This window comes from Terrisporobacter glycolicus ATCC 14880 = DSM 1288, from assembly GCF_036812735.1.
Classification (GTDB): Bacteria; Bacillota; Clostridia; order Peptostreptococcales; family Peptostreptococcaceae; genus Terrisporobacter; species Terrisporobacter glycolicus.
Genome location: NZ_CP117523.1, coordinates 1,084,009 through 1,104,508 on the forward strand (window position 1 = coordinate 1,084,009; position 20,500 = coordinate 1,104,508).

A 20,500-nucleotide genomic window follows, 5' to 3' on the forward strand; every position below is an offset into this window, starting at 1 on the left:
GTTATGAATAAACAAAATAAAGTTTTAATTGTTAATGGTAGTCCAAGAAGAAGTAAAAACTGTAGTAAAATAATTGAAAATATAACTAAAAAGTTAGAAGAGAACAAGATTAACTACGAAGTATTAAATATTTATAGAATGAATATAGACTACTGCACAGCTTGTGGATATTGTGAAAGAACTGGAAAATGTATTATAAAAGATGATATGACTCCACTATATGAAGCTTTTGACAAATCTATAGGAACTATTGTAGTAAGTCCTATGTTTTTCCAAAGTATTTCTACAAAGGTAAAAACATTAGTAGATAGAACTCAGGCATTTTACTCAAGTAAGTACATATTAAAGAAACCATCTATAGATATTAAAAAAGAACGTAGAGGAATGTTTATAGCGGTGGGAGGTCAACCTGAATATGAAAATCAATTTTTAGGTGGACAACTTGTAATGGATTTATTCTTTAAGTGTATAAATACTAAATTAATTTCAAATGTTTATATGAGTAATAGTGATGAAGTAGCATTTAGTGAAAATATGGTATTTCAAGAAGTGTTAAATGAGGCGGTGATAAATTATATAAAAGAAATAAATGATCTAATGTAAGAATAATAAATTCACAATTAAGTCAGTTATTTTGGAGGGGGAGTTATTGAATTTAGAACTATATGAAATATTAATGAGGGAAATACTAATAAATATTGATGAGGGGATACATTTTATAGACAATAAGGGTAAAACAATAATCTATAATGACTGTATGGAAAAAATAGAAAAAATGAGTAAAACTTATGTAATGAGTAAGTCGTTTATGGATATTGTTGATGAAATGAATATAAAAAACAGCACATTATTAGAGGTATTAAATAAAAAAAAGATCATAGAAAATAATATGCAAAGATATGTTGATAAAAATGGAAAAGAAATAACTACATTAAATACTACAATCCCAATTATAAATGGAAATGATTTCATAGGTGCTTTAGAAATATCAAAGGATATTACAACAATAGAAACTTTATCTGAACAAGTAACAAATTTAAAAAACAATTCAACAAATAGAGAAAATAAATTAGAAGGAAGATATAAGTTTGAAGACATTATAGGGAACAGTAAGCTTATGAAAGCCTCTATTAAAAAGTGTGAGAAAGCAAGTAAGTCTGATGCATCAGTTTTTATATATGGAGAAACTGGAACTGGTAAAGAACTAATTAGCCAATCTATACACTATGCTAGTAATAGAAAAGAACATCCTTTTATAGCGCAAAATTGTGCGGCATTACCAGAATCATTATTTGAAGGAATTCTCTTTGGAACGATAAAAGGAGGATTTACAGGAGCAGTCGATAGACCTGGTTTATTTGAACAAGCTAACAAAGGAACTTTATTATTAGACGAAATAAATTCAATGCCTATGGCTCTACAGGCAAAATTACTTAGAGTGTTACAGGAAGGTTATGTTAGAAGAGTAGGCGGTACAAAAGACATTCCTGTTGACGTTCGAGTTATAGCAACAACTAATGAAAGTCCAACTCAGATATTAAATGAAAACAAAATAAGAAGAGATTTATACTATAGACTAAATGTAATAAATATAGAAATACCACCATTGCGAGAAAGAAAAGAAGACATATCATTACTTTGTGATATGTTTATTAAAAAATATAATAGAAAATTGAATAAGGATGTAAAAGGTATTTCTTATGATAGTATTAATTATTTAAAAAAACATAGCTGGCAAGGAAATGTAAGAGAATTAGAAAATGTTATATATTCTACTATGAGTATGATGGACAATGAAAAAAATATAGTTCCTGAAATGATTCATTTAAACGATTATTATAATTTGAAAGAAAAAAAAACTAATGAGAATTATTCTTTAGATGACTTAGAATATAAAACTTTAGATCATATTATAGGAGATGTTGAAGAAGGGTATATAATAGAGTCCTTAGAAAAAACAGGATATAATATTAGTAAATCAGCAGCTATCTTGGGAATAAATAGGCAAAATTTACAGTACAAAATGAAAAAATACAATATAAAAAATTTTAATAAATAAAAAGAGCAAAAAAATTTGCATAAGAGCAAAACTTTTTGCTCTTTTTTTATTTCAAAAAATTAATTAGGAAAAAAATCTATAAGCAAAAAAATAAATATATGAGTAAAACAAAAGGTTTGATAAGAAATTAATGTTGAAAATTTAAAGTTGGCATAATTTGTGCTTTATAAAAATTGTAAGAAAATTAAAACAACTTATTTAGGAGGGTGTAATAATGAGAAAAGTAAGAATAGGAATTTGGGGATTTGGAGCAATGGGAACAGGAATGGCAAATATGATATTAAAAAAAGAAGGTATGGAAATAGTATCTGTTTGTAGCAGAAGTACTGCAGGTAAAAGCATATATGATGTTTTGGAAATAGAAAGAGGAAATAGAAATGAAGTTATTATAAATGGTAATTATGAAGAAGCTTTCACAGAAAAAAATTGTGATGTTGTTTTATTAGCAACTGATTCTTTTACAAAAAAAGCTTTTGATAAAATAATTTATTTATTAGAGAAAAAAATAAATGTTATTTCTACTGCTGAGCAAATGGCATATCCACAAGCTGATGATCCAGACTTAGCTAAAAAAATGGATGAAGTTGCTAAAGAGAATGGTGTAAGTGTATTAGGAACAGGTATAAATCCAGGATTTGTATTAGATTTATTAGTTTTAGCTCTATCAGGAACTTGCGAAGAAGTTGATAGCATAAGTGCTAAAAGAGTAAATGATTTATCTCCATTTGGGAAAGCTGTTATGGTTGAACAAGGGGTAGGTGTAACTAAAGATGAGTTCTTAAAAGGTGTAGAAAATGATACAATAGCAGGTCATGTTGGTTTTGTGGAATCAATAAATATGATCACAGATGGACTAGGATGGAAGTTAGATAAAATAGAGCAAACAAAAGAGCCAATAATGACTACAATAGACAGAAAATCTAAATATGGAGAGGCTTTAGCAGGAAATGTTGCTGGTTGTAGACAATGCGGATATGGATATGTAAATGGAGAAGTTTTAGTAGAAATGGAACATCCACAACAAATAATACCAGAAGCTGAAGGAACTAAAACAGGAGACTACATATCAATAAAAGGAATACCAAATATAGATTTACAAATAAATCCTGAAATACCTGGAGGAATAGGAACTTATGCAATGATAGTGAACTCTATACCTCTAATAATAAATGCAAGACCAGGACTAAAAACTATGTTAGATATACCAGTACCTAGAGCAATAATGGGTGACGTAAGAGAACAAATAGAAGTTGAATTAGAAGAAGATGTAAAAGTAGAAATATAAGAATTGAAATTATAAAAGTAGGTAGTAGTTAAAGGGGGAGAACAAAATGGATGCTAAATGTAATGATTGGGTTATCATACACAACCTAGTATTAACTCCTGATGAAAGAGCTCCACAAGTTCCAGATGATACTAAGAAAGTGCCATTGGAAATGTGGGTTAAAGGATTTGTACAAAAAGATGCTAATGTAGGGGATTTGGTTGAAGTAAAGACTATAACAGGAAGATTTGTGAAAGGTAATTTAGTACAAGTAAACCCATATTATACTCATGACTATGGTAAGTGCATACCAGAGTTACTTCAAATAGGAATTCAAGGAAAGGAAATATTATTTGGAGGTGAGGATAATGAGTAGTAGTGTCTTAGAAAAAGATATGAGTTATGAAGCTGTTATGGGAAGAAAAAATGAAATAATGAAAAATGCCATAGGATTAGATTACTCTTCTCTTGAAGAAGATGGCATAGGATTTGATTATGAAAAAATGATGAGTGAAACTGGATATACACTTCAAGAGATAGAATCTATTCAATCACAATATGCAGTAGGAAACACTCCCATAATAGAACTTAAAAATTTAACTAAGTTAGCAAGAAAATGTGCTCCAAAAGGAAAAGGAGCTAGAATCTTTATAAAAGATGAAGCCATGAATGCTTCTGGCAGTTTCAAAGCAAGAAGAGCAGCTACTGCTGTATATCATGCAAAAAAAATGGGATACAAAGGTGTAATCGCAGCAACTAGTGGAAACTACGGTGCAGCTGTAGCGTCTCAAGCAGCTATGCAAGGATTAAAATGTATAATAGTTCAAGAATGCTATGACTCTAAAGGAGTAGGTCAACCAGAAATTATTGAAAAAGCAAGAAAATGTGAGGCACTAGGGGCAGAAGTTGTTCAATTGACAGTTGGACCAGAATTATTTTATACATTTTTAGCTTTGCTTGAGGAAACAGGATACTTTAATGCTTCTCTATATTCACCATTTGGTATAGCTGGTGTTGAAACTTTAGGAGATGAATTATCTACTCAATTCAAGAAAAAATATGGAAAAAATCCTGATGTAGTTGTTTGTACTAATGCAGGCGGTGGTAATCTTACAGGAACAGCAAGAGGTTTAATAAAAGCTGATGCTTTGGATACTCAAGTTGTAGGAGCTAGTGTTGACTTAAAAGGATTACATATGGCTAGTGATAGTCAGTTCAATAGGAAATCCTTTACTACAGGGCATACAGGTTTTGGAATTCCATTTTGCACATGGCCTGATAGATCAGATGTTCCTAGATCAGCAGCTAGACCGCTTAGATATATGGATAGATACGTGTTAGTTAAACAAGGAGAGGTATTTTATATAACTGAGCTGTTAGCACAGTTGGAAGGTATTGAAAGAGGTCCTGCAGGAAATACATCTTTAACAGCAGCATTTTCTTTAGCACAAGAGTTAGATGAGGATAAAATTATAGTAGTTCAAGAAACTGAATACACTGGAGCGGGAAAACATATTAATCCTCAACTTACTTTCGCCAGAGAAAATGGAATAGAAATAAAATTTGGTAATCCAAAAGATGAAATAGCTGGTGAAAATTTAATATTACCACAAAGTCCAGAGTTATTAAAATGTGTAGATGTTGATATGAACAAGATAAGAAAATCTTATATAAAAAATTGTGTAATAAATAATAAAATAGATGATATTAATAATTTAAGTAATGAGGATATAGAATTTCTAATGAAAGAGACTAAGAGCTCTAAAGAGTTTGTAATAGAAGTTTTAGATAATTTGAAATAAGAGTTAAATAAATATAAAATAGGTTAAATCCATAGTTATAGTGGTAAATAAATGAGGGGGATATATATGGAAAAGAGACAAGATGATTTTGAAGTTAGAAGAAAACATCTTCAAGAACTAAGTGATCAACAGTTAAAAGATAGGTTCTGGCAATTAGCAAGCCAAATAGTTGATCCAATGGTAGAACTAGGTAGAAAAAATACAACGCCATCAATAGAAAGATCTATTTTGCTTAGAATGGGATTTTCTTCTCTTGAAGTAAAACCTATATTAGAGGGAGTTATGGAAAGAGGATTAATAGGAAAAGGTGCTGGTCATGTAGTTTATAAATTAGCAACAAACAAAGGTATAACGGTTAGAGAAGCCGGATTAATGTTAATCAACGGAGAAGGCTGGGATCAGGTAGTAGATTTATTTCACAACAATGAAAAATCAACGATGGAATCAACAGGAGAGGGGGAAAAAGTAGAATGCTAAAAGAAAATAAAAAATTAGATATAGATTATATTCTTAAAGATCTAGATAAATATAGACCAAAGAGAAGAGGATGGACATGGAGAGAGCATGTAGAAAATCTTGAGATGGGACCATTTGAATATAAGCAAGCTACAAAACCTCTAACAGATGGTGTTGCATTACCATCAGCTAAATATTTTAATAATATAGATCCTCAACCAGTGCCTGTTATTACTACTGAAATTGCATCAGGAAGATTTGAAGATGATATAAGGAGAATGAGAATGGCAGCTCACCATGGTGCAGATCACTTAATGGTTATAAGAACTGCTGGACAATCACACTTCGATGGTCTTATAGAAGGTACCCCTCAGGGAATTGGTGGTGTTCCAATAACAAGAAAGCAAGTTAGAGCACAAAGAAAGGCCCTAGATTTTATAGAAGAAGAAGTTGGAAGACCTATTAATTATCATTCATATGTAAGTGGTATTGCAGGGCCAGAAGTTGCTGTAATGTTTGCTGAAGAAGGGATAAATGGAGCACACCAAGATCCACAATATAACGTTTTATATAGAAATATAAATATGATAAGATCTTTTGTTGATGCTTGTGAAGCTAAACAGATAATGTCTTTTGCAAATATGGCTCAAATAGATGGAGCTCATAATGCCAATGCAACAGCTAGAGAGGCTTGGAAGGTAATGCCAGAACTTATGGTGCAACATGCTTTAAACTCAATTTTCTCTGAAAAAATAGGAATAGATAAATCTAATATTTGTTTATCAACAGTTCCTCCAACAGCTCCTCCTGCACCTTGTTTAAGAATTGACTTACCTTATGCTGTTGCACTTAGAGAATTTTTTAGTGACTATAAAATGAGAGCTCAAATGAACACTAAATATATGGATTCATCTACTAGAGAAGCAACCGTTACTCATGTGTTGAACTTATTAACATCAGTATTAACTAGAGCAGATGTACAATCAACAATAACTCCTGACGAAGGTAGAAACGTTCCATGGCATATTTATAATATAGAAGCATGCGATACAGCTAAACAAGCTTTAGTTGGTATGGATGGACTTATGGATATGATAGAACTTAAAAATGTAGGGGAATTAAGGGATAAATCTAGAGAGATTAAAGAAAGAGCAGTATTATACATGGAAGAAATAATTGAAGCTGGTGGATATTTTGAAGCTGTTGAGCAAGGATTCTTTGTTGATTCAGGAAATTATCCAGAAAGAAATGGAGATGGAATATCAAGAAAAATAAAAGGAGGAGTTGGAGAAGGAACTGTTTATGAAAGAGATGAAGACTATTTTGCACCTGTAACTGCTCATTTTGGATATAACAATGTAGCTCAATATGATGAAAAAGCTGTAGATAATCCGGCTTCATTAATAGGTGGTTCTACTTTCGAAAATCCTGAGAAAATAGTATATATAGATGAGCTTGATGATTTTGATAACGTTGAAACAAGATTAAAAGAATCAGAAGGATATAGACTTGGAACAAAAATAAAGCCTGAGATGGAATGGTGTGCAGACGGAATTGTTATGATAACAATGATGCTTCCAACAGACAAAAGAACTGCTGAATTTGCAGCACTTGAGTTTGGTAAAAAGATGAATTTGGAAGATATTGAAGTTATAAGTAGAGAAGTTATGCACGAATCTGAAGGTACTAGAATTGAAATGAAAGGTAAGGTTCCTTTTGATATAGATATAAATGATTTAGTTATACCAGAAGAGCCAAAAGTACTAACTGATGAAGAAATCAGAGAAGACATAGATGCAAAACCTATGAAAATTGTTGCAGCTACAGTGGGAGAAGATGAGCATTCAGTTGGTTTAAGAGAAATAATAGATATAAAACATGGTGGAATAGAAAAATATGGTATAGAGTGTCATTATCTTGGAACTTCAGTTCCAGTAGAAAAATTAGTAGATGCAGCAATAGAGTTAAATGCTGATGCTATATTAGCATCTACAATAATAAGTCATGATGATATACATTACAAAAATATGAAGAAGTTACATGAGTATTGTATAGAAAAAGGTATAAGAGATAAAGTAATGATCGTTTGTGGAGGAACACAAGTAACACCTGAAATAGCCGTTGAACAAGGAGTAGATGCAGGTTTTGGAAGAAACAGCAAAGGAATAAATGTAGCTACTTTCTTAGTAGAAAAAAGAAGAGAAATGGATCAAAATGACTAATAGCATATTAGAAATAGATGTTCTTGTTGCAGAAATAGGAAGTACAACAACAGTTGTAAACGCCTTCAATAATATTAATGGTGGAGACCCTGAATTTTTAGGTCAGGGTCAAGCACCTACTACAGTTTTTGAAGGTGGAGATGTAAGAAACGGCTTATCAGGTGCAATTAAAGATTTAGCGAGTAATTTAAATGTAGGTGAAATTAAATATAAAGATATGTTTGCAACATCAAGTGCTGCTGGAGGATTAAAAATGACTGTTCATGGATTAGTTTATGATATGACGGCAAAAGCAGCAAAAGAAGCAGCACTCGGTGCAGGAGCAGTTATTAAGCAAGTTACAGCGGGAAAAATAAAAAGAACTGATTTGAAAAAAATAAAAGAGATAAAACCAAATATAATTTTGATAGCTGGTGGAGTTGATTATGGAGAAAGAGATACAGCCGTATATAATGCAGAAATGATAGCATCTTTAAATCTAGGAATACCAGTTATATATGCTGGCAATGTGGAAAATCATGAAGAAATTAAGTTAATATTTGAAGAGAGTGATTACAAGCTTTATATAGCGGAAAATGTATACCCAAAAATTGATTTACTAAATATAGAGCCAACAAGAAAAATCATTCAAGATGTATTTGAAGAACATATAACTAAGGCTCCAGGAATGAAGTATATAAAGGATATGGTGAATGAAAATATAACACCAACTCCTGGTGCAGTAATGGAGGCATCTAAACTTCTTTATAGAAATATTGGTGATTTGTTGACATTAGATGTAGGTGGAGCAACTACAGATGTTCACTCTGCTACTGAAGGGAGTGAATTCATTAACAAAATATTGGTAAATCCAGAACCAGTTTCAAAGAGAAGTGTAGAAGGTGATTTGGGTGTATATGTAAATATGAAAAATATAGTAGAAGTTATTGGTAAAGAAAGTTTACAAGAAGAGCTATCAATAGATATAGATTCTATAATGGAGAATTATCCGCCAATACCAAAATCAAAAGAAGAAATATTATTTGTTGAAAGATTGACTAAAGAAGCAGTTATAAAAGCTATTATAAGACATGTAGGGAGAATAAGAAATATTTATGGCACTAATGGAAAAAGCAAAATAGCAGAAGGGAAGGATTTAACAGGTGTTAAGTATATAATTGGAACTGGTGGAGCACTTACTAGACTTCCAAATAGGGTTGAAATTTTAGAATATGTAACTATGTACAACAAAAATAAAGAATTACTATTACCAAAAGAAAAAACAAAGATACTAATAGATAACGATTATATTATGGCCTCTATTGGTGTTTTATCTAAGAAACATGAAGAGGCATCTTTAAAACTTATGCTAAAGAGTTTAAATTTTGAGGAGAAGAAATTATGTACCCTAAATTAGAAATAGATATTAATAAATTAAAACAAAATGTAAAAATTATTTCTCGTATGTGCCATGATAAAAATATAAGTTTAGCTTTTGTAACTAAATCATTCTGCGCAAGAAAGGAAATAGTAGAGAAGCTAGTTGAAGAAGGTATCGATTATATCGCAGATTCTAGAATAAACAATCTAAAAAAATTGAAAGACATAAATTTACCTAAAATACTTATTAGAATACCAATGATAAGCGAGTTAGAAGATGTTATAAAATATAGCGATATAAGTTTTAATTCAGAGCTAAAAACAATAAAAGCATTAAATGAAATATGTGAAAGTAAAAATATAATTCACAATATAGTTTTAATGTTTGATTTAGGTGATTTAAGAGAAGGATATTTTTATGAAGAGGATTTGTTTAATAATATAGAGAATATTCAGAAATTTAAAAATATTAAAATAGTTGGAATAGCAACAAATTTAACGTGTTACGGTGCGATTATACCATCTGAAATAAATACAGGAAGATTAGTTGAAATAGCAAAAAATGTAGAAAATAAGTTTGGATTGAATCTAGAAATAGTATCTGGCGGAAATTCAAGTTCATTAGACTTAATGATGAACGATAACATGCCAAAGGGAGTAACTAATCTTAGAATAGGAGAATCCATAGTCCTTGGAAGAGAAACAGCATATGGAAAAAACATAGAAGGAGCTTACCAAGATGCGTTCAAACTTGTATGTGAAGTAGTTGAATGTAAAGAAAAGCCATCAGTTCCTATTGGAGAAATAGGTGTTGATGCATTTGGAAATAAACCTGTATACGAAGATAGAGGAATTTTAAAAAGGGCTATTATAGCTATAGGAAAACAGGACATAGATATGGATTCTTTAACTCCGGTTGATCCTTTTATAACAATATTAGGAGCAAGTTCAGACCACATGATACTAGATGTTACTAAAAGTAATCAAAAGTATAATATAGGTGATAAAGTAGAATTTTTATTAACTTATGGAGGATTAATGTCATCTAGCACAAGTGAGTATGTAGAAAAAATAATTAATTAGGAGTGATTAAATGTTTAATTTATTGGAGAGTATAACAAGTTGGTTATGGACATATCCAGTTTTAATAGTCCTGGTAGGTGGGGGAATTATAATGACAATTACATTAAGGTTTTTTCAATTTACAAAATTCCCTTTTATATTAAAACAAACATTTGGAAAAATACTGAGTAAGTCTAGTGGTGATGGAACAATAAGTCCATTTCAAGCGGCTACGTCAGCATTGGCTTCAACTATAGGAGCTTCTAATATTGTTGGTGTTCCTATAGCTATAGCCACAGGTGGACCTGGAGCTGTGTTTTGGATGTGGTTGATTGGACTATTTGGTTGTTCACTTAAATATTCAGAAATAATACTAGGCATAAAATATAGAATTAAAAATGAAGATGGAGAATATGTAGGTGGACCTATGTACTATATAAGAGATGGAGCTAAATTGCCATGGTTAGGTACTTTGTTTGCATTTTTCTTAATGATAGAAATAGCTCCTTCTATAGCCACACAAACGGCATCATTTGTTCAAAGTGCATCAACTATAAATATAACACCTATAGTATCGGGGATTTTTTTAATAGCATTTGTAGGATTCATTGTATACGGTGGAATAAAGAGAATAGGGAAAATATCTGAAAAGCTAGTTCCTATAATGGCTAGTATATATATGATAATGGTATTGATAGTTATACTAATAAATGTTGACCAATTACCTAGGGCATTTGCATTAATATTTGAAGGTGCATTTACGGCTCAAGCTGGATTTGGAGGATTTGCAGGAGCTGCAGTGGTTCAAACTATAAAAGCAGGAGCTGCAAGAGGAGCATATTCAAATGAAGCTGGAATGGGTACTTCTACTATAGCTCATAGTGCAGCTATAACAGATCATCCAGCAAGACAAGGACTATGGGGAATATTTGAAGTAATAGTTTCTACCCTAATGATATGTAGTGTATCTGCTCTATTAGTATTAACTACTGATGTGTGGCATAAATTTGGAGCTAGTGAAGCAGCTGCAATGCCATCAGCGGCTATACAAACTGCATTTGGTAATGCATTTGGTGGAGGAATAATAACTCTTTGCATGCTTATGTTTGTATTCTCTACAATAGTAGTTATAATTTTTTACGGTGAAAAACAAGCAGAGTATTTATTTGGAAGCAAATTTTCTAAAGTAATGAGAGTTATATATTTATTATTTATAATAGTTGGAGCAACTATGGACCTAAGTAAAATTATAGTATTATTAGATTTTACATTAGCTGGAGTAATAGCTACAAATATGATTGGTGTTTTACTTCTTAGAAAAGAAGTGAAAGAAGAATCGGATAGTTTCTTTAATAATAAAGAGTTGATAGGTAGTAAATAATAACATGGGATTTTGCTAGGAGGATAAAAATGGAATTAGATATATCAAAAAGGATAGAAGAAATTGCAATATCATTAACTGAGCAATTAAGTGTTGTTGAAACAACAGGAGAAATTGGTTCTGTAAATAAAGTTCATAAAATATTTAGCGAAATGGATTATTATAAAAAAAATCCTGGGAATCTAAAATTTGTAGATGTTCCAAATGATCCATGGAAAAGAAAATCAGTAATGGCAATACTGAGGGGAAAAAAGGGAGATAGTAAGAAAACTGTCGTAATGATAGGTCATACAGATACAGTCGGTATATCTGATTATGGAAACTTAAAAGAATATGCAAATAAGCCTTATGAATTGACAGAAATGTTTAAACAAGTGAGTATCCCACAAGAAGCAAAAAAAGATTTAGATTCAGGGGATTATCTTTTTGGTAGAGGGCTATTTGATATGAAAACTGGCGATGCCATAATAATGGCAATTATGGAGAAAATATCAAAAAACCTTGATGAATTTGAGGGAAATTTAATTTTCTGTGCAGTATGTGATGAAGAAGGAAACTCAGGTGGAATGCTTTCGTGTATACCTGAATTGGTAAAAATAAAAGAAGAAGAGGAATTAGAATATTTGGCACTTTTAGATACTGACTATATGACATCAGAGTATGAAGGTGATGAAAACAAATATGTATACATAGGTACGGTAGGAAAATTAATGCCATCGTTTTATATAGTAGGAAAAGAAACACATGTAGGAGAAGCTTTTAAGGGAGTAGATCCTAATAGTATATCATCAGAAATACTTAAAAAGATAAATTTAAATATTGATTTTTGTGATGAGGTAGAAGGAGAAGTATCTCTTCCTCCTATATCTTTAAAGCAAAGAGATTTGAAACCTGAGTACTCAGTACAAATAGCTAAAACAGCTACGTTATTTTTCAATTATGCAACTCATTGCAGCACACCAGATGAAGTACTCCTAAAAATGAAAAATGCAGCAGATGAAGCTTTTCAAAATGTTATAGATAATTTAAATAATCAATACCAAAGATTTACACAAATTAGTAAAAGAGAATATAAAGAATTGCCTTTTAAATCAAGAGTACTTACTTATACAGAACTTTATGACAAAGTAATGGAAGAAATGGGCGAAGAAGCAAAAAATCATATGGAAGCCTTTGAACAGGAAATGTTAAAAGATAGTTCAATAGATCAAAGAGACTTTTCTTTGAAAATGGTTGAGGAACTTCACAGTTTATGGTCGGATAAAGATCCTGTAGTAATTGTGTATTTTACGCCACCATATTATCCTCATATATATATAGAAGGAAAAAATAAAAAAGAAAAAGATTTATTAGATGCAGTTAAAAAAGCAGTAGATGAAACAAGGACTAAATATAAAATTGTGTATAAGAAATTCTTCCCATATATTAGTGATTTGAGCTATGGAGCAGCTCCACAAGACCCCAAAATAATAAGTGCATTAAAAAATAATATGCCAGGTTTTGGAAGCAAGTATCATTTACCATTGGAAGATATGCAAAAACTTGATTTACCTGTATTAGATATAGGAAGCTTTGGGAAAGATGCTCATAAATTTACTGAACGTATAGAAAAAGAGTATAGCTTTAAAGTTGCACCTACATTGGTGTACAAAACAATAACTAATTTATTAAGACGTTGATTTTAAATTCTATATAAATTAGCTTTATGGAAAAGAAATGATATTTGGAAAAACGATATCAGCGTATGTGTTTAAACTATATTGTAAAGTGGATAAATATTAGGTTAAGTTATTTGAAAAAATAGGAGGGTAATATTTCATGAATGAACAAAGTGGAAGGAAAGCAACTCTATTTGACGCGATGATACCAATTACAGCTTTGATGTTATTTTTAGGTGTGGGAATATTTATGTATGGAGCATCACCTCATGTTCCATTAGTAGGTGCTACAGCAGTAGCCGGGATTGTAGCTGTTTATAGGCTGGGATTTAAGTGGAAAGATCTTGAAACAAGTATGTTTGATAGTATTAAGATGGCTATGCAAGCCATATTAATTATTATGATAATAGGTATACTAATAGGGACTTGGATAGTTAGTGGAGTAGTTCCGAGCATGATTTATTGGGGCTTAAAAATTTTATCACCAAATATATTTTTAGTAGCAGCAGTTTTGGTGTGTGCTGTGGTATCTCTTGCAACAGGTTCATCTTGGAGTACAATGGGAACAGTTGGTGTGGCTCTTTTAGGTATAGGACAAAGTTTAGGTATTCCTGTTGGGCTGGTTGTCGGTTCTATAATATCAGGTGCTTATTTTGGCGATAAATTATCACCTTTATCTGAGACAACTAACTTGGCTCCAGCAATGGCAGGAACTGACTTGTTTACTCATATAAAATATATGTTATATTCAACTATACCATCATTATTAATTTGCTTAGTTATATACGGTATAATGGGAATGAAATATTCAGGACAAGCTTTAGATGCAAGCCAAATTGAATTAATTAGATCCACATTAGCATCTTCTTTTAACACATTATCACCAGTATTATTATTAGCACCTGTAATAGTAATAGGTCTTGTTATATTTAAAGTTCCAGCTATACCAGGGTTAATAGTAGGTGCTGTAACGGGTATAATTTTCGCAATATTCTTACAGGGACAATCCATAGGTGCAATATTAGAGGCAGCTCAAAATGGTTATGTGTCACAGACAGGAGTAGCACTAGTAGATGATTTATTATCTAAAGGTGGGCTTATGAATATGATGTCTACAGTATCTATGACTATATGTGCTTTATCTCTTGGTGGTATACTAGAGAAAACAGGCATGCTTGAAGTAATTGCTTCATCTTTATTAAGATTTGCAAAAGGTATATTTGGAACAGTATTATGTACAATGGTAACTTGTTTATTCACAAACGCAATTGCAGGTGAACAATACTTGTCTCTTGTTATACCAGGAAGAATGTATAGTAAAGAATATCAAAAAAGAGGTATACACCCTAAAATGCTGTCGAGAGCATTGGAAGATAGCGGAACAATGAGTTCTCCATTGGTACCATGGAATACATGTGGTGCTTACATAGCTGGAACACTAGGGGTATCAGCATTTGTATATGCTCCATATGCATTATTAAACATCATAAATCCAATAGTATCATTAATATTAATTGCATGTAAAATAAAAATAGCTAAAATAGATGACGAACCTGAAACTTGTTTAAATATTAAGGATAGCGAAGTTAACCTAGTTTAATTTTCAACTTTGTGACTTGAGCAACGGAGTTGCCTGAAGCGGTAGTGAAGGCATCTCGTTGGCGATATTAGCGAAGCGAATTTTTTATTAACAAATAAACGAAAACTTATATTAGTAAAGTTATTATGTAATAGTTATTACAGTGGGATTTGATTTAATCTTGTTGTAATAACTATTTTATTTATAGAACATAAAAAGACTAGCTATAAGATTATGAATAATAGCTAGTCTTTTTTATACAAAACTAATATGTCTTTTTTTGATTTATTTTGATAAACTAATAAAATAAGTAAAAAAGATAAGGAGAATAATATGCTTAGATATTTAACAAGTGGAGAATCTCACGGACAAAGTTTAATAACTATCGTTGATGGTATACCATCAAATATAGAACTTAATATAGAAGAAATTAATGAAGAATTAAGAAAACGCCAAGGCGGATATGGCCGTGGTGGTAGAATGAAAATAGAAAAAGATAAAATTAATATAATAGGAGGAGTTAGAGGAAAGAAAACTATTGGGGCTCCTATTTCCTTTGAAATAAAAAATAAGGATTTTGAAAACTGGAAAAAATATATGTCTCCTATGGATGAAGTAGATGAACAAGAAAAAATAGTGAAAAATGTAAGACCAGGACATGCTGACTTAGTAGGTTGTTTAAAATATGATTTTGAAGATGCTAGAAATGTATTAGAAAGATCCTCAGCAAGAGAAACTGCATCAAGAGTTGCCCTAGGAGCTATTTGTAAACAAGTTCTTAAAAATTTTAATATAGAGTTTGCATCTCACGTGGTACAAATTGGACAAATAAAAGATGATAAAGTTTATGATTTTAATTACATTAAAAATAATGTAGACAATAGTGAAATTAGATGTGTAAATAAAGATTTAGAAGAAAAAATAAAAATGAAAATAGATGAATGCAAAAAAGAAGGAGATACTTTAGGTGGAATAATAGAAGTTAGAGTAAAAAACTTAATACCAGGTATTGGTTCTTATACTCATTTTGATAAAAAAATAGATGCACATTTAGCTATGCATTTGATGGGAACGCAGGCAATAAAAGGTGTGGAGATAGGACTTGGATTCGAAGCATCCGCACTTATGGGTTCAGAAGTTATGGATGAAATCTTATATAATAAAGAAGAGGGAATAATAAGAAAAAGCAATAATTTGGGGGGAATAGAAGGTGGAATGACAACGGGAGATGAAATAATCATAAGATGTGCAATGAAGCCCATACCAACTTTATATAAACCTTTAGACACTATAAATATAAATACATTGGAAAAATATAAAGCTAGTGTTGAGCGCTCAGATTCATGTGCAGTACCTGCTTGTTCCATAGTATGTGAAAATGTTGTGGCTTTTGTAATTTGCAAATTTTTCTTAGACAAAATAGGAGGAGACTCTTTAGAAGATTTAAAAACCAATTATAATTCTTATATAAAAAGGTTAGGTGATAGAGGATGGAAAAAATAATCAATAATACTTGTAAAATATACGTTGATGAGGGATATAGAAATTTTCAAAAAAGTCTATGTGAAGCCTGTAATGTGGATTCAGTGGAGGAATTAAATAAAATTTATGATGCTTACTTTGTAATATGTGATTACAACACATATAATGTTCAGTTACACGAAATGATGAAACATTTAAAGGGAAAATATGTTTATGAATATATAGTAAATCCTGGTGAAGATTCAAAATCCATAGAAGATTACGAAAGAATAATGAACTATTGCGTAAAAGTAAATTTAAGTAGAAAATCTTTAGTAATCGCCTTAGGAGGAGGAGTAGTTGGAGATTTAGGTGGTTTTGTGGCAGCTACATATATGAGAGGAATAGATATAGTACAAATACCAACTACACTACTATCTCAAGTAGATTCTTCCATAGGAGGAAAGACTGGAATAAATTTAGGTAATAGCAAAAATATAATAGGAGCTTTTCACCAACCTAAGATTACATACATAAATGTGGAAGCATTAAAAACTTTACCAGAAGAAGAATATTTAAGTGGCATGGGTGAAGTAATAAAATATGCTTTTATAGAAGAGAATGCTTGTGAAGAAAAGATGAATTTTTTTAATTTCTTATTAGAAAATAGCGAATACATTTTAGATAAAAAAACTTCAACCTTATTAAAAATGGTGAAAATTTGTGCACAAGTTAAAGGAGATGTTGTAGATAAGGATGAAAAAGAAGGAAATCTTAGAAAAATACTAAATCTTGGACATACTTTTGGACATGGAATAGAAAAATTATGTCATATAAGTCATGGTAAAGCTGTTTCTATTGGAATGAATATGGCATTTAAATTATCTCTTGAAAAAAATCTAATAAATAAAGAATACTACAATCAATTTATAAATTTATGTGAAAAATTTAATTTACCTACTACTTTTGAATATGAAAATGTTGATGAAGTATTTAATATAATGAAAAGTGATAAGAAAAATAGTTTCTTTAAAATAAATCTTGTTCTTCCTGTAGGTCAAGGACAAGTTGAAGTATTTGATAATATAGAAGAAGAACTTATTTTAAAAGTCATAAAGGAGTGTAATAATGCTTAAGGGAAGTTTTGAGTTAATTGGAGACAAATCCATATCGCATAGAGCAATTATGTTTTCTTCCATTTCGAAAGGTAAAAATAAAATAAGCAACTTCCTCATGGGAGAGGATTGTTTATCTACAGTAAATTGCTTTAGAAAAATGGGTGTGGATATTGAAATAAATAATAAAGAAGTATATGTAAATGGAAAAGGTCTAAGAGGATTGAAATCATTGGAGGATAATTTACTTTTAGATGTGGGAAATTCAGGCACAACCATAAGACTTATGATGGGTGTTCTTGCAGGTCAAAATTTTAAGAGTACAATTATAGGAGATGAGTCCATAGGAAAAAGACCTATGAAAAGAGTTACAGATCCATTAAGACAAATGGGAGCTATTATAAGTGGAAAAGATGATGCAAACTTAACACCTATAACTATAGAAGGCGGAAATTTAACTCATATAAATTATCATATGCCAGTATCATCGGCTCAAGTGAAATCGTCATTAATTTTAGCAGGTTTATATGGAGATAATACAAGTTTTATTCATGAAAAAGTGAAAAGTAGAAATCACACAGAAATAATGCTTAAATCTTTTGGAGCAGATATTGAAGTAAATGATTTGGACATAAAAATAAATCCTGTGGACGAATTATTTAATAAAGATATTTATGTACCAGGGGACATATCTTCGGCCGCATTTATAATGGTAGGAGCTCTAATAAGTGAAAACTCAGAAGTATTAATAAAAAATGTAGGTTTGAACGATACAAGAGTGGGAATTATAGAAGTGATAAAAAAAATGAATGGAAATATTGAAATAATTGATGAAGAAGAAATCTGTGGTGAAAAAGTTGGGAATATTTTAGTAAAATATAGTCCTAATTTGATAGGAACTACTATAGATAAAGATTTAATTCCAAAGTTAATAGATGAAATTCCAATAATTGCACTTTTAGCAACAAGAGCAGAAGGAGATACTATTATAAAAGATGCATCAGAATTAAAGGTGAAAGAGAGCAATAGAATAAAATCTGTTGTGAACAATCTAAACTTAATAGGAGGTAAAGCTATTGAGCTAGAAGATGGAATGGTAATAAAAGGGAAAACTCCTTTACAAGGTGGAAAAATACAAACATTTAACGACCACAGAATAGCTATGTCATTTTCCATTGCAAATTTAATTAGCAATAATGAAGTAATTTTAGATAGTGACAAATGTATTGATATTTCTTTTCCAGGTTACTTTAATTTACTGAAGAAATTATCAAAATAATCATTATGGTTTGATTTTACATAGAAATTTATGTATAATTGAATTGCAGATAGTAATTAGAAATAATTATATACAAGAAAATTTTTGGGAGGTTATATTTCATGAAATTACCAATAGCATTATCAAATAAACATATACATTTAAGCCAAGCTGATGTTGAAGCTTTATTCGGAGCAGGATATGAATTAACACATAAAAAAGATTTATCTCAACCTGGACAATACGCTTGTGAAGAAATGGTAGAAGTAGTAGGACCTAAAGGATCAACTAAAATGAGAGTTTTAGGACCAACAAGACCAGAATCTCAAGTAGAAGTATCTTTAGCAGATGCTAGAGGACTAGGTTTAGCTGTTCCAGTTAGACAATCAGGAGATGTTGAAGGAACTCCAGGATGTAAATTAGTAGGACCAAAAGGTGAAGTTGAATTAGGAAGAGGAGTTATTGTAGCTTCTAGACACATACATATGAGCTTAGAAGATGCTGAAAAGTTCGGAGTTAAAGATAAAGATATAGTTTCAGTTCAAACTGAAGGAGAAAGAGCGCTTTTATTCAACAACGTATTAGTTAGAGCGAATGCTGCTTTCGCATTAGAAATGCATGTTGACCTAGAAGAAGGAAATGCTGCAGGAGTTAAAAACGGAGAATTAGTAGAGTTAGTTAAATAATTATCAAATGCTAAAAATGAAAAGGTATGTATTTTTATACATATCTTTTTTTTATTTCATAAAATATTTACATATAAAAATGTTCAAACTAAGTAAAATGAATAATTATTAAAATGAAATTTAATGTTATTATATTTAATTTGTAAAATATTTTTATTGGTTAAATAATTAAACAAATAATCTAATTTTACTTAAAAATACTTTATTTTCATTTATTGTGAAAAACATGCTTTCTTTTTTAAAGAAAAAAAATAATTATATGTAAATATAATTATGAAAATAAAGGAAACTCTTCTTTAAAAAAGAATTATATGTGCTAACATAATAATGAAAGTATATTTATTAACAGCAAAATGCATCGTAAATGTAATAATACATATTTATGATGTATCTAGGAAATATTACATAATATAAAGGAGTTATATAATAATGAAACAAAATATTGCTAATATGATTGATCACACAGTACTTAAAGCTTTTTCAAGCAAAGAAGATGTTATAAAGGTTTGCGAAGAAGCTAAAGAACATGGATTTTTTTCAGTTTGTATAAACCCAACACATATAGAACTTGCTAAGAAAGAGCTAGAAGGAAGTAAAGTAAAGGTTTGTACAGTAATAGGTTTCCCTTTAGGTGCAAATACTAGTGAGGTAAAAGCTTTTGAAACAAAAGATGCTATAGCAAAAGGTGCTCATGAAGTAGATATGGTTATAAATATAGGTGCATTAAAAGATAAAAACTATGACCTTGTTTGCAATGATATCAAAGCAGTAGTAGATGCAGCTAATAAAGAAGCATTAGTAAAAGTAATAATAGAAACATGCTATTTAACTGATGAAGAGAAGCAAATAGCATGTGAATTATCAGTTAAAGCTGGAGCAGATTATGTTAAAACATCAACTGGATTTGGAACTGGCGGATCAACTCCTGAAGATATAAAATTAATGAGAGATGTAGTTGGACCAAATGTTGGAGTTAAAGCATCTGGTGGTGTTAGAACTACAGAAGATGCTATAAAAGTTATAGATGCTGGTGCATCTAGAATAGGAGCTAGTGCTTCTATATCTATAGCTACTGGTGAAAAAACAGATACTATAGGATACTAAAACTATTAGCTAGAATTTATCTAATTAACAGACA

17 protein-coding genes are annotated in these 20,500 nt (G+C 30.6%); all 17 read left to right on the plus strand.

Going from position 1 to position 20,500, the window contains the following annotated elements; translation table 11 throughout:
• The first annotated feature begins 3 nt into the window (after window positions 1-3).
• The 17 genes from TEGL_RS05385 (at window position 4) to deoC (ending at window position 20,466) form a co-directional block, all read left to right on the plus strand.
• Window positions 4-603, plus strand: coding sequence for a flavodoxin family protein (locus TEGL_RS05385; RefSeq protein ID WP_018589169.1), 600 nt, complete (start codon window positions 4-6; stop codon window positions 601-603).
• A gap of 46 nt (window positions 604-649) precedes the next feature.
• Complete coding sequence (locus TEGL_RS05390; protein WP_018589170.1) at window positions 650-2,059, plus strand: sigma-54 interaction domain-containing protein; 1,410 nt, start codon at window positions 650-652, stop codon at window positions 2,057-2,059.
• A gap of 214 nt (window positions 2,060-2,273) precedes the next feature.
• Entirely contained in the window at window positions 2,274-3,344 is a 1,071-nt protein-coding gene (ord, locus tag TEGL_RS05395) for a 2,4-diaminopentanoate dehydrogenase (RefSeq protein ID WP_018589171.1), read from the plus strand.
• 46 nt (window positions 3,345-3,390) lie between these two features.
• Window positions 3,391-3,699, plus strand: a complete 309-nt coding sequence (gene ortA, locus TEGL_RS05400) for a 2-amino-4-oxopentanoate thiolase subunit OrtA (protein WP_018589172.1) — start codon at window positions 3,391-3,393, stop codon at window positions 3,697-3,699.
• Window positions 3,692-5,125 (plus strand): 2-amino-4-oxopentanoate thiolase subunit OrtB, encoded by a 1,434-nt coding sequence (gene ortB, locus TEGL_RS05405; RefSeq protein WP_018589173.1) that lies wholly within the window; start codon window positions 3,692-3,694, stop codon window positions 5,123-5,125. Before ortA ends, ortB begins: the two co-directional genes overlap by 8 nt.
• Before the next feature lie 66 nt (window positions 5,126-5,191).
• Window positions 5,192-5,602, plus strand: a complete 411-nt coding sequence (locus TEGL_RS05410) for an ornithine aminomutase subunit alpha (protein WP_018589174.1) — start codon at window positions 5,192-5,194, stop codon at window positions 5,600-5,602.
• On the plus strand, window positions 5,596-7,803 hold the full coding sequence (gene oraE, locus TEGL_RS05415; protein ID WP_018589175.1) for a D-ornithine 4,5-aminomutase subunit OraE: 2,208 nt from the start codon (window positions 5,596-5,598) through the stop codon (window positions 7,801-7,803). The genes TEGL_RS05410 and oraE overlap by 7 nt, the downstream gene beginning before the upstream one ends.
• On the plus strand, window positions 7,796-9,199 hold the full coding sequence (locus TEGL_RS05420; protein ID WP_018589176.1) for a GlmL-related ornithine degradation protein: 1,404 nt from the start codon (window positions 7,796-7,798) through the stop codon (window positions 9,197-9,199). Before oraE ends, TEGL_RS05420 begins: the two co-directional genes overlap by 8 nt.
• On the plus strand, window positions 9,184-10,245 hold the full coding sequence (gene orr / locus TEGL_RS05425; protein ID WP_018589177.1) for an ornithine racemase Orr: 1,062 nt from the start codon (window positions 9,184-9,186) through the stop codon (window positions 10,243-10,245). Before TEGL_RS05420 ends, orr begins: the two co-directional genes overlap by 16 nt.
• Before the next feature lie 10 nt (window positions 10,246-10,255).
• Window positions 10,256-11,605: an alanine/glycine:cation symporter family protein gene (locus TEGL_RS05430; RefSeq protein WP_018589178.1), complete on the plus strand. Its 1,350-nt coding sequence runs from the start codon at window positions 10,256-10,258 to the stop codon at window positions 11,603-11,605.
• A 29-nt stretch (window positions 11,606-11,634) separates the two neighbouring features.
• Window positions 11,635-13,284: a M20/M25/M40 family metallo-hydrolase gene (locus tag TEGL_RS05435; protein WP_018589179.1), complete on the plus strand. Its 1,650-nt coding sequence runs from the start codon at window positions 11,635-11,637 to the stop codon at window positions 13,282-13,284.
• A gap of 139 nt (window positions 13,285-13,423) precedes the next feature.
• Window positions 13,424-14,863: a Na+/H+ antiporter NhaC gene (nhaC, locus tag TEGL_RS05440; RefSeq protein WP_018589180.1), complete on the plus strand. Its 1,440-nt coding sequence runs from the start codon at window positions 13,424-13,426 to the stop codon at window positions 14,861-14,863.
• 312 nt (window positions 14,864-15,175) lie between these two features.
• Window positions 15,176-16,345: a chorismate synthase gene (aroC, locus tag TEGL_RS05445; protein WP_018589181.1), complete on the plus strand. Its 1,170-nt coding sequence runs from the start codon at window positions 15,176-15,178 to the stop codon at window positions 16,343-16,345.
• The gene (aroB, locus tag TEGL_RS05450) at window positions 16,333-17,439 is read left to right on the plus strand and encodes a 3-dehydroquinate synthase (protein ID WP_018589182.1); all 1,107 of its coding nucleotides are present in this window, start codon (window positions 16,333-16,335) and stop codon (window positions 17,437-17,439) included. The genes aroC and aroB overlap by 13 nt, the downstream gene beginning before the upstream one ends.
• Complete coding sequence (gene aroA / locus TEGL_RS05455) at window positions 17,432-18,697, plus strand: 3-phosphoshikimate 1-carboxyvinyltransferase (RefSeq protein WP_018589183.1); 1,266 nt, start codon at window positions 17,432-17,434, stop codon at window positions 18,695-18,697. Before aroB ends, aroA begins: the two co-directional genes overlap by 8 nt.
• A gap of 101 nt (window positions 18,698-18,798) precedes the next feature.
• A complete protein-coding gene (locus tag TEGL_RS05460; RefSeq protein WP_018589184.1) occupies window positions 18,799-19,362 on the plus strand; it encodes a phosphate propanoyltransferase in 564 nt (187 codons plus the stop codon).
• Window positions 19,363-19,791: 429 nt separating this feature from the next.
• Complete coding sequence (gene deoC, locus TEGL_RS05465; protein ID WP_018589185.1) at window positions 19,792-20,466, plus strand: deoxyribose-phosphate aldolase; 675 nt, start codon at window positions 19,792-19,794, stop codon at window positions 20,464-20,466.
• Window positions 20,467-20,500 lie beyond the last annotated feature (34 nt).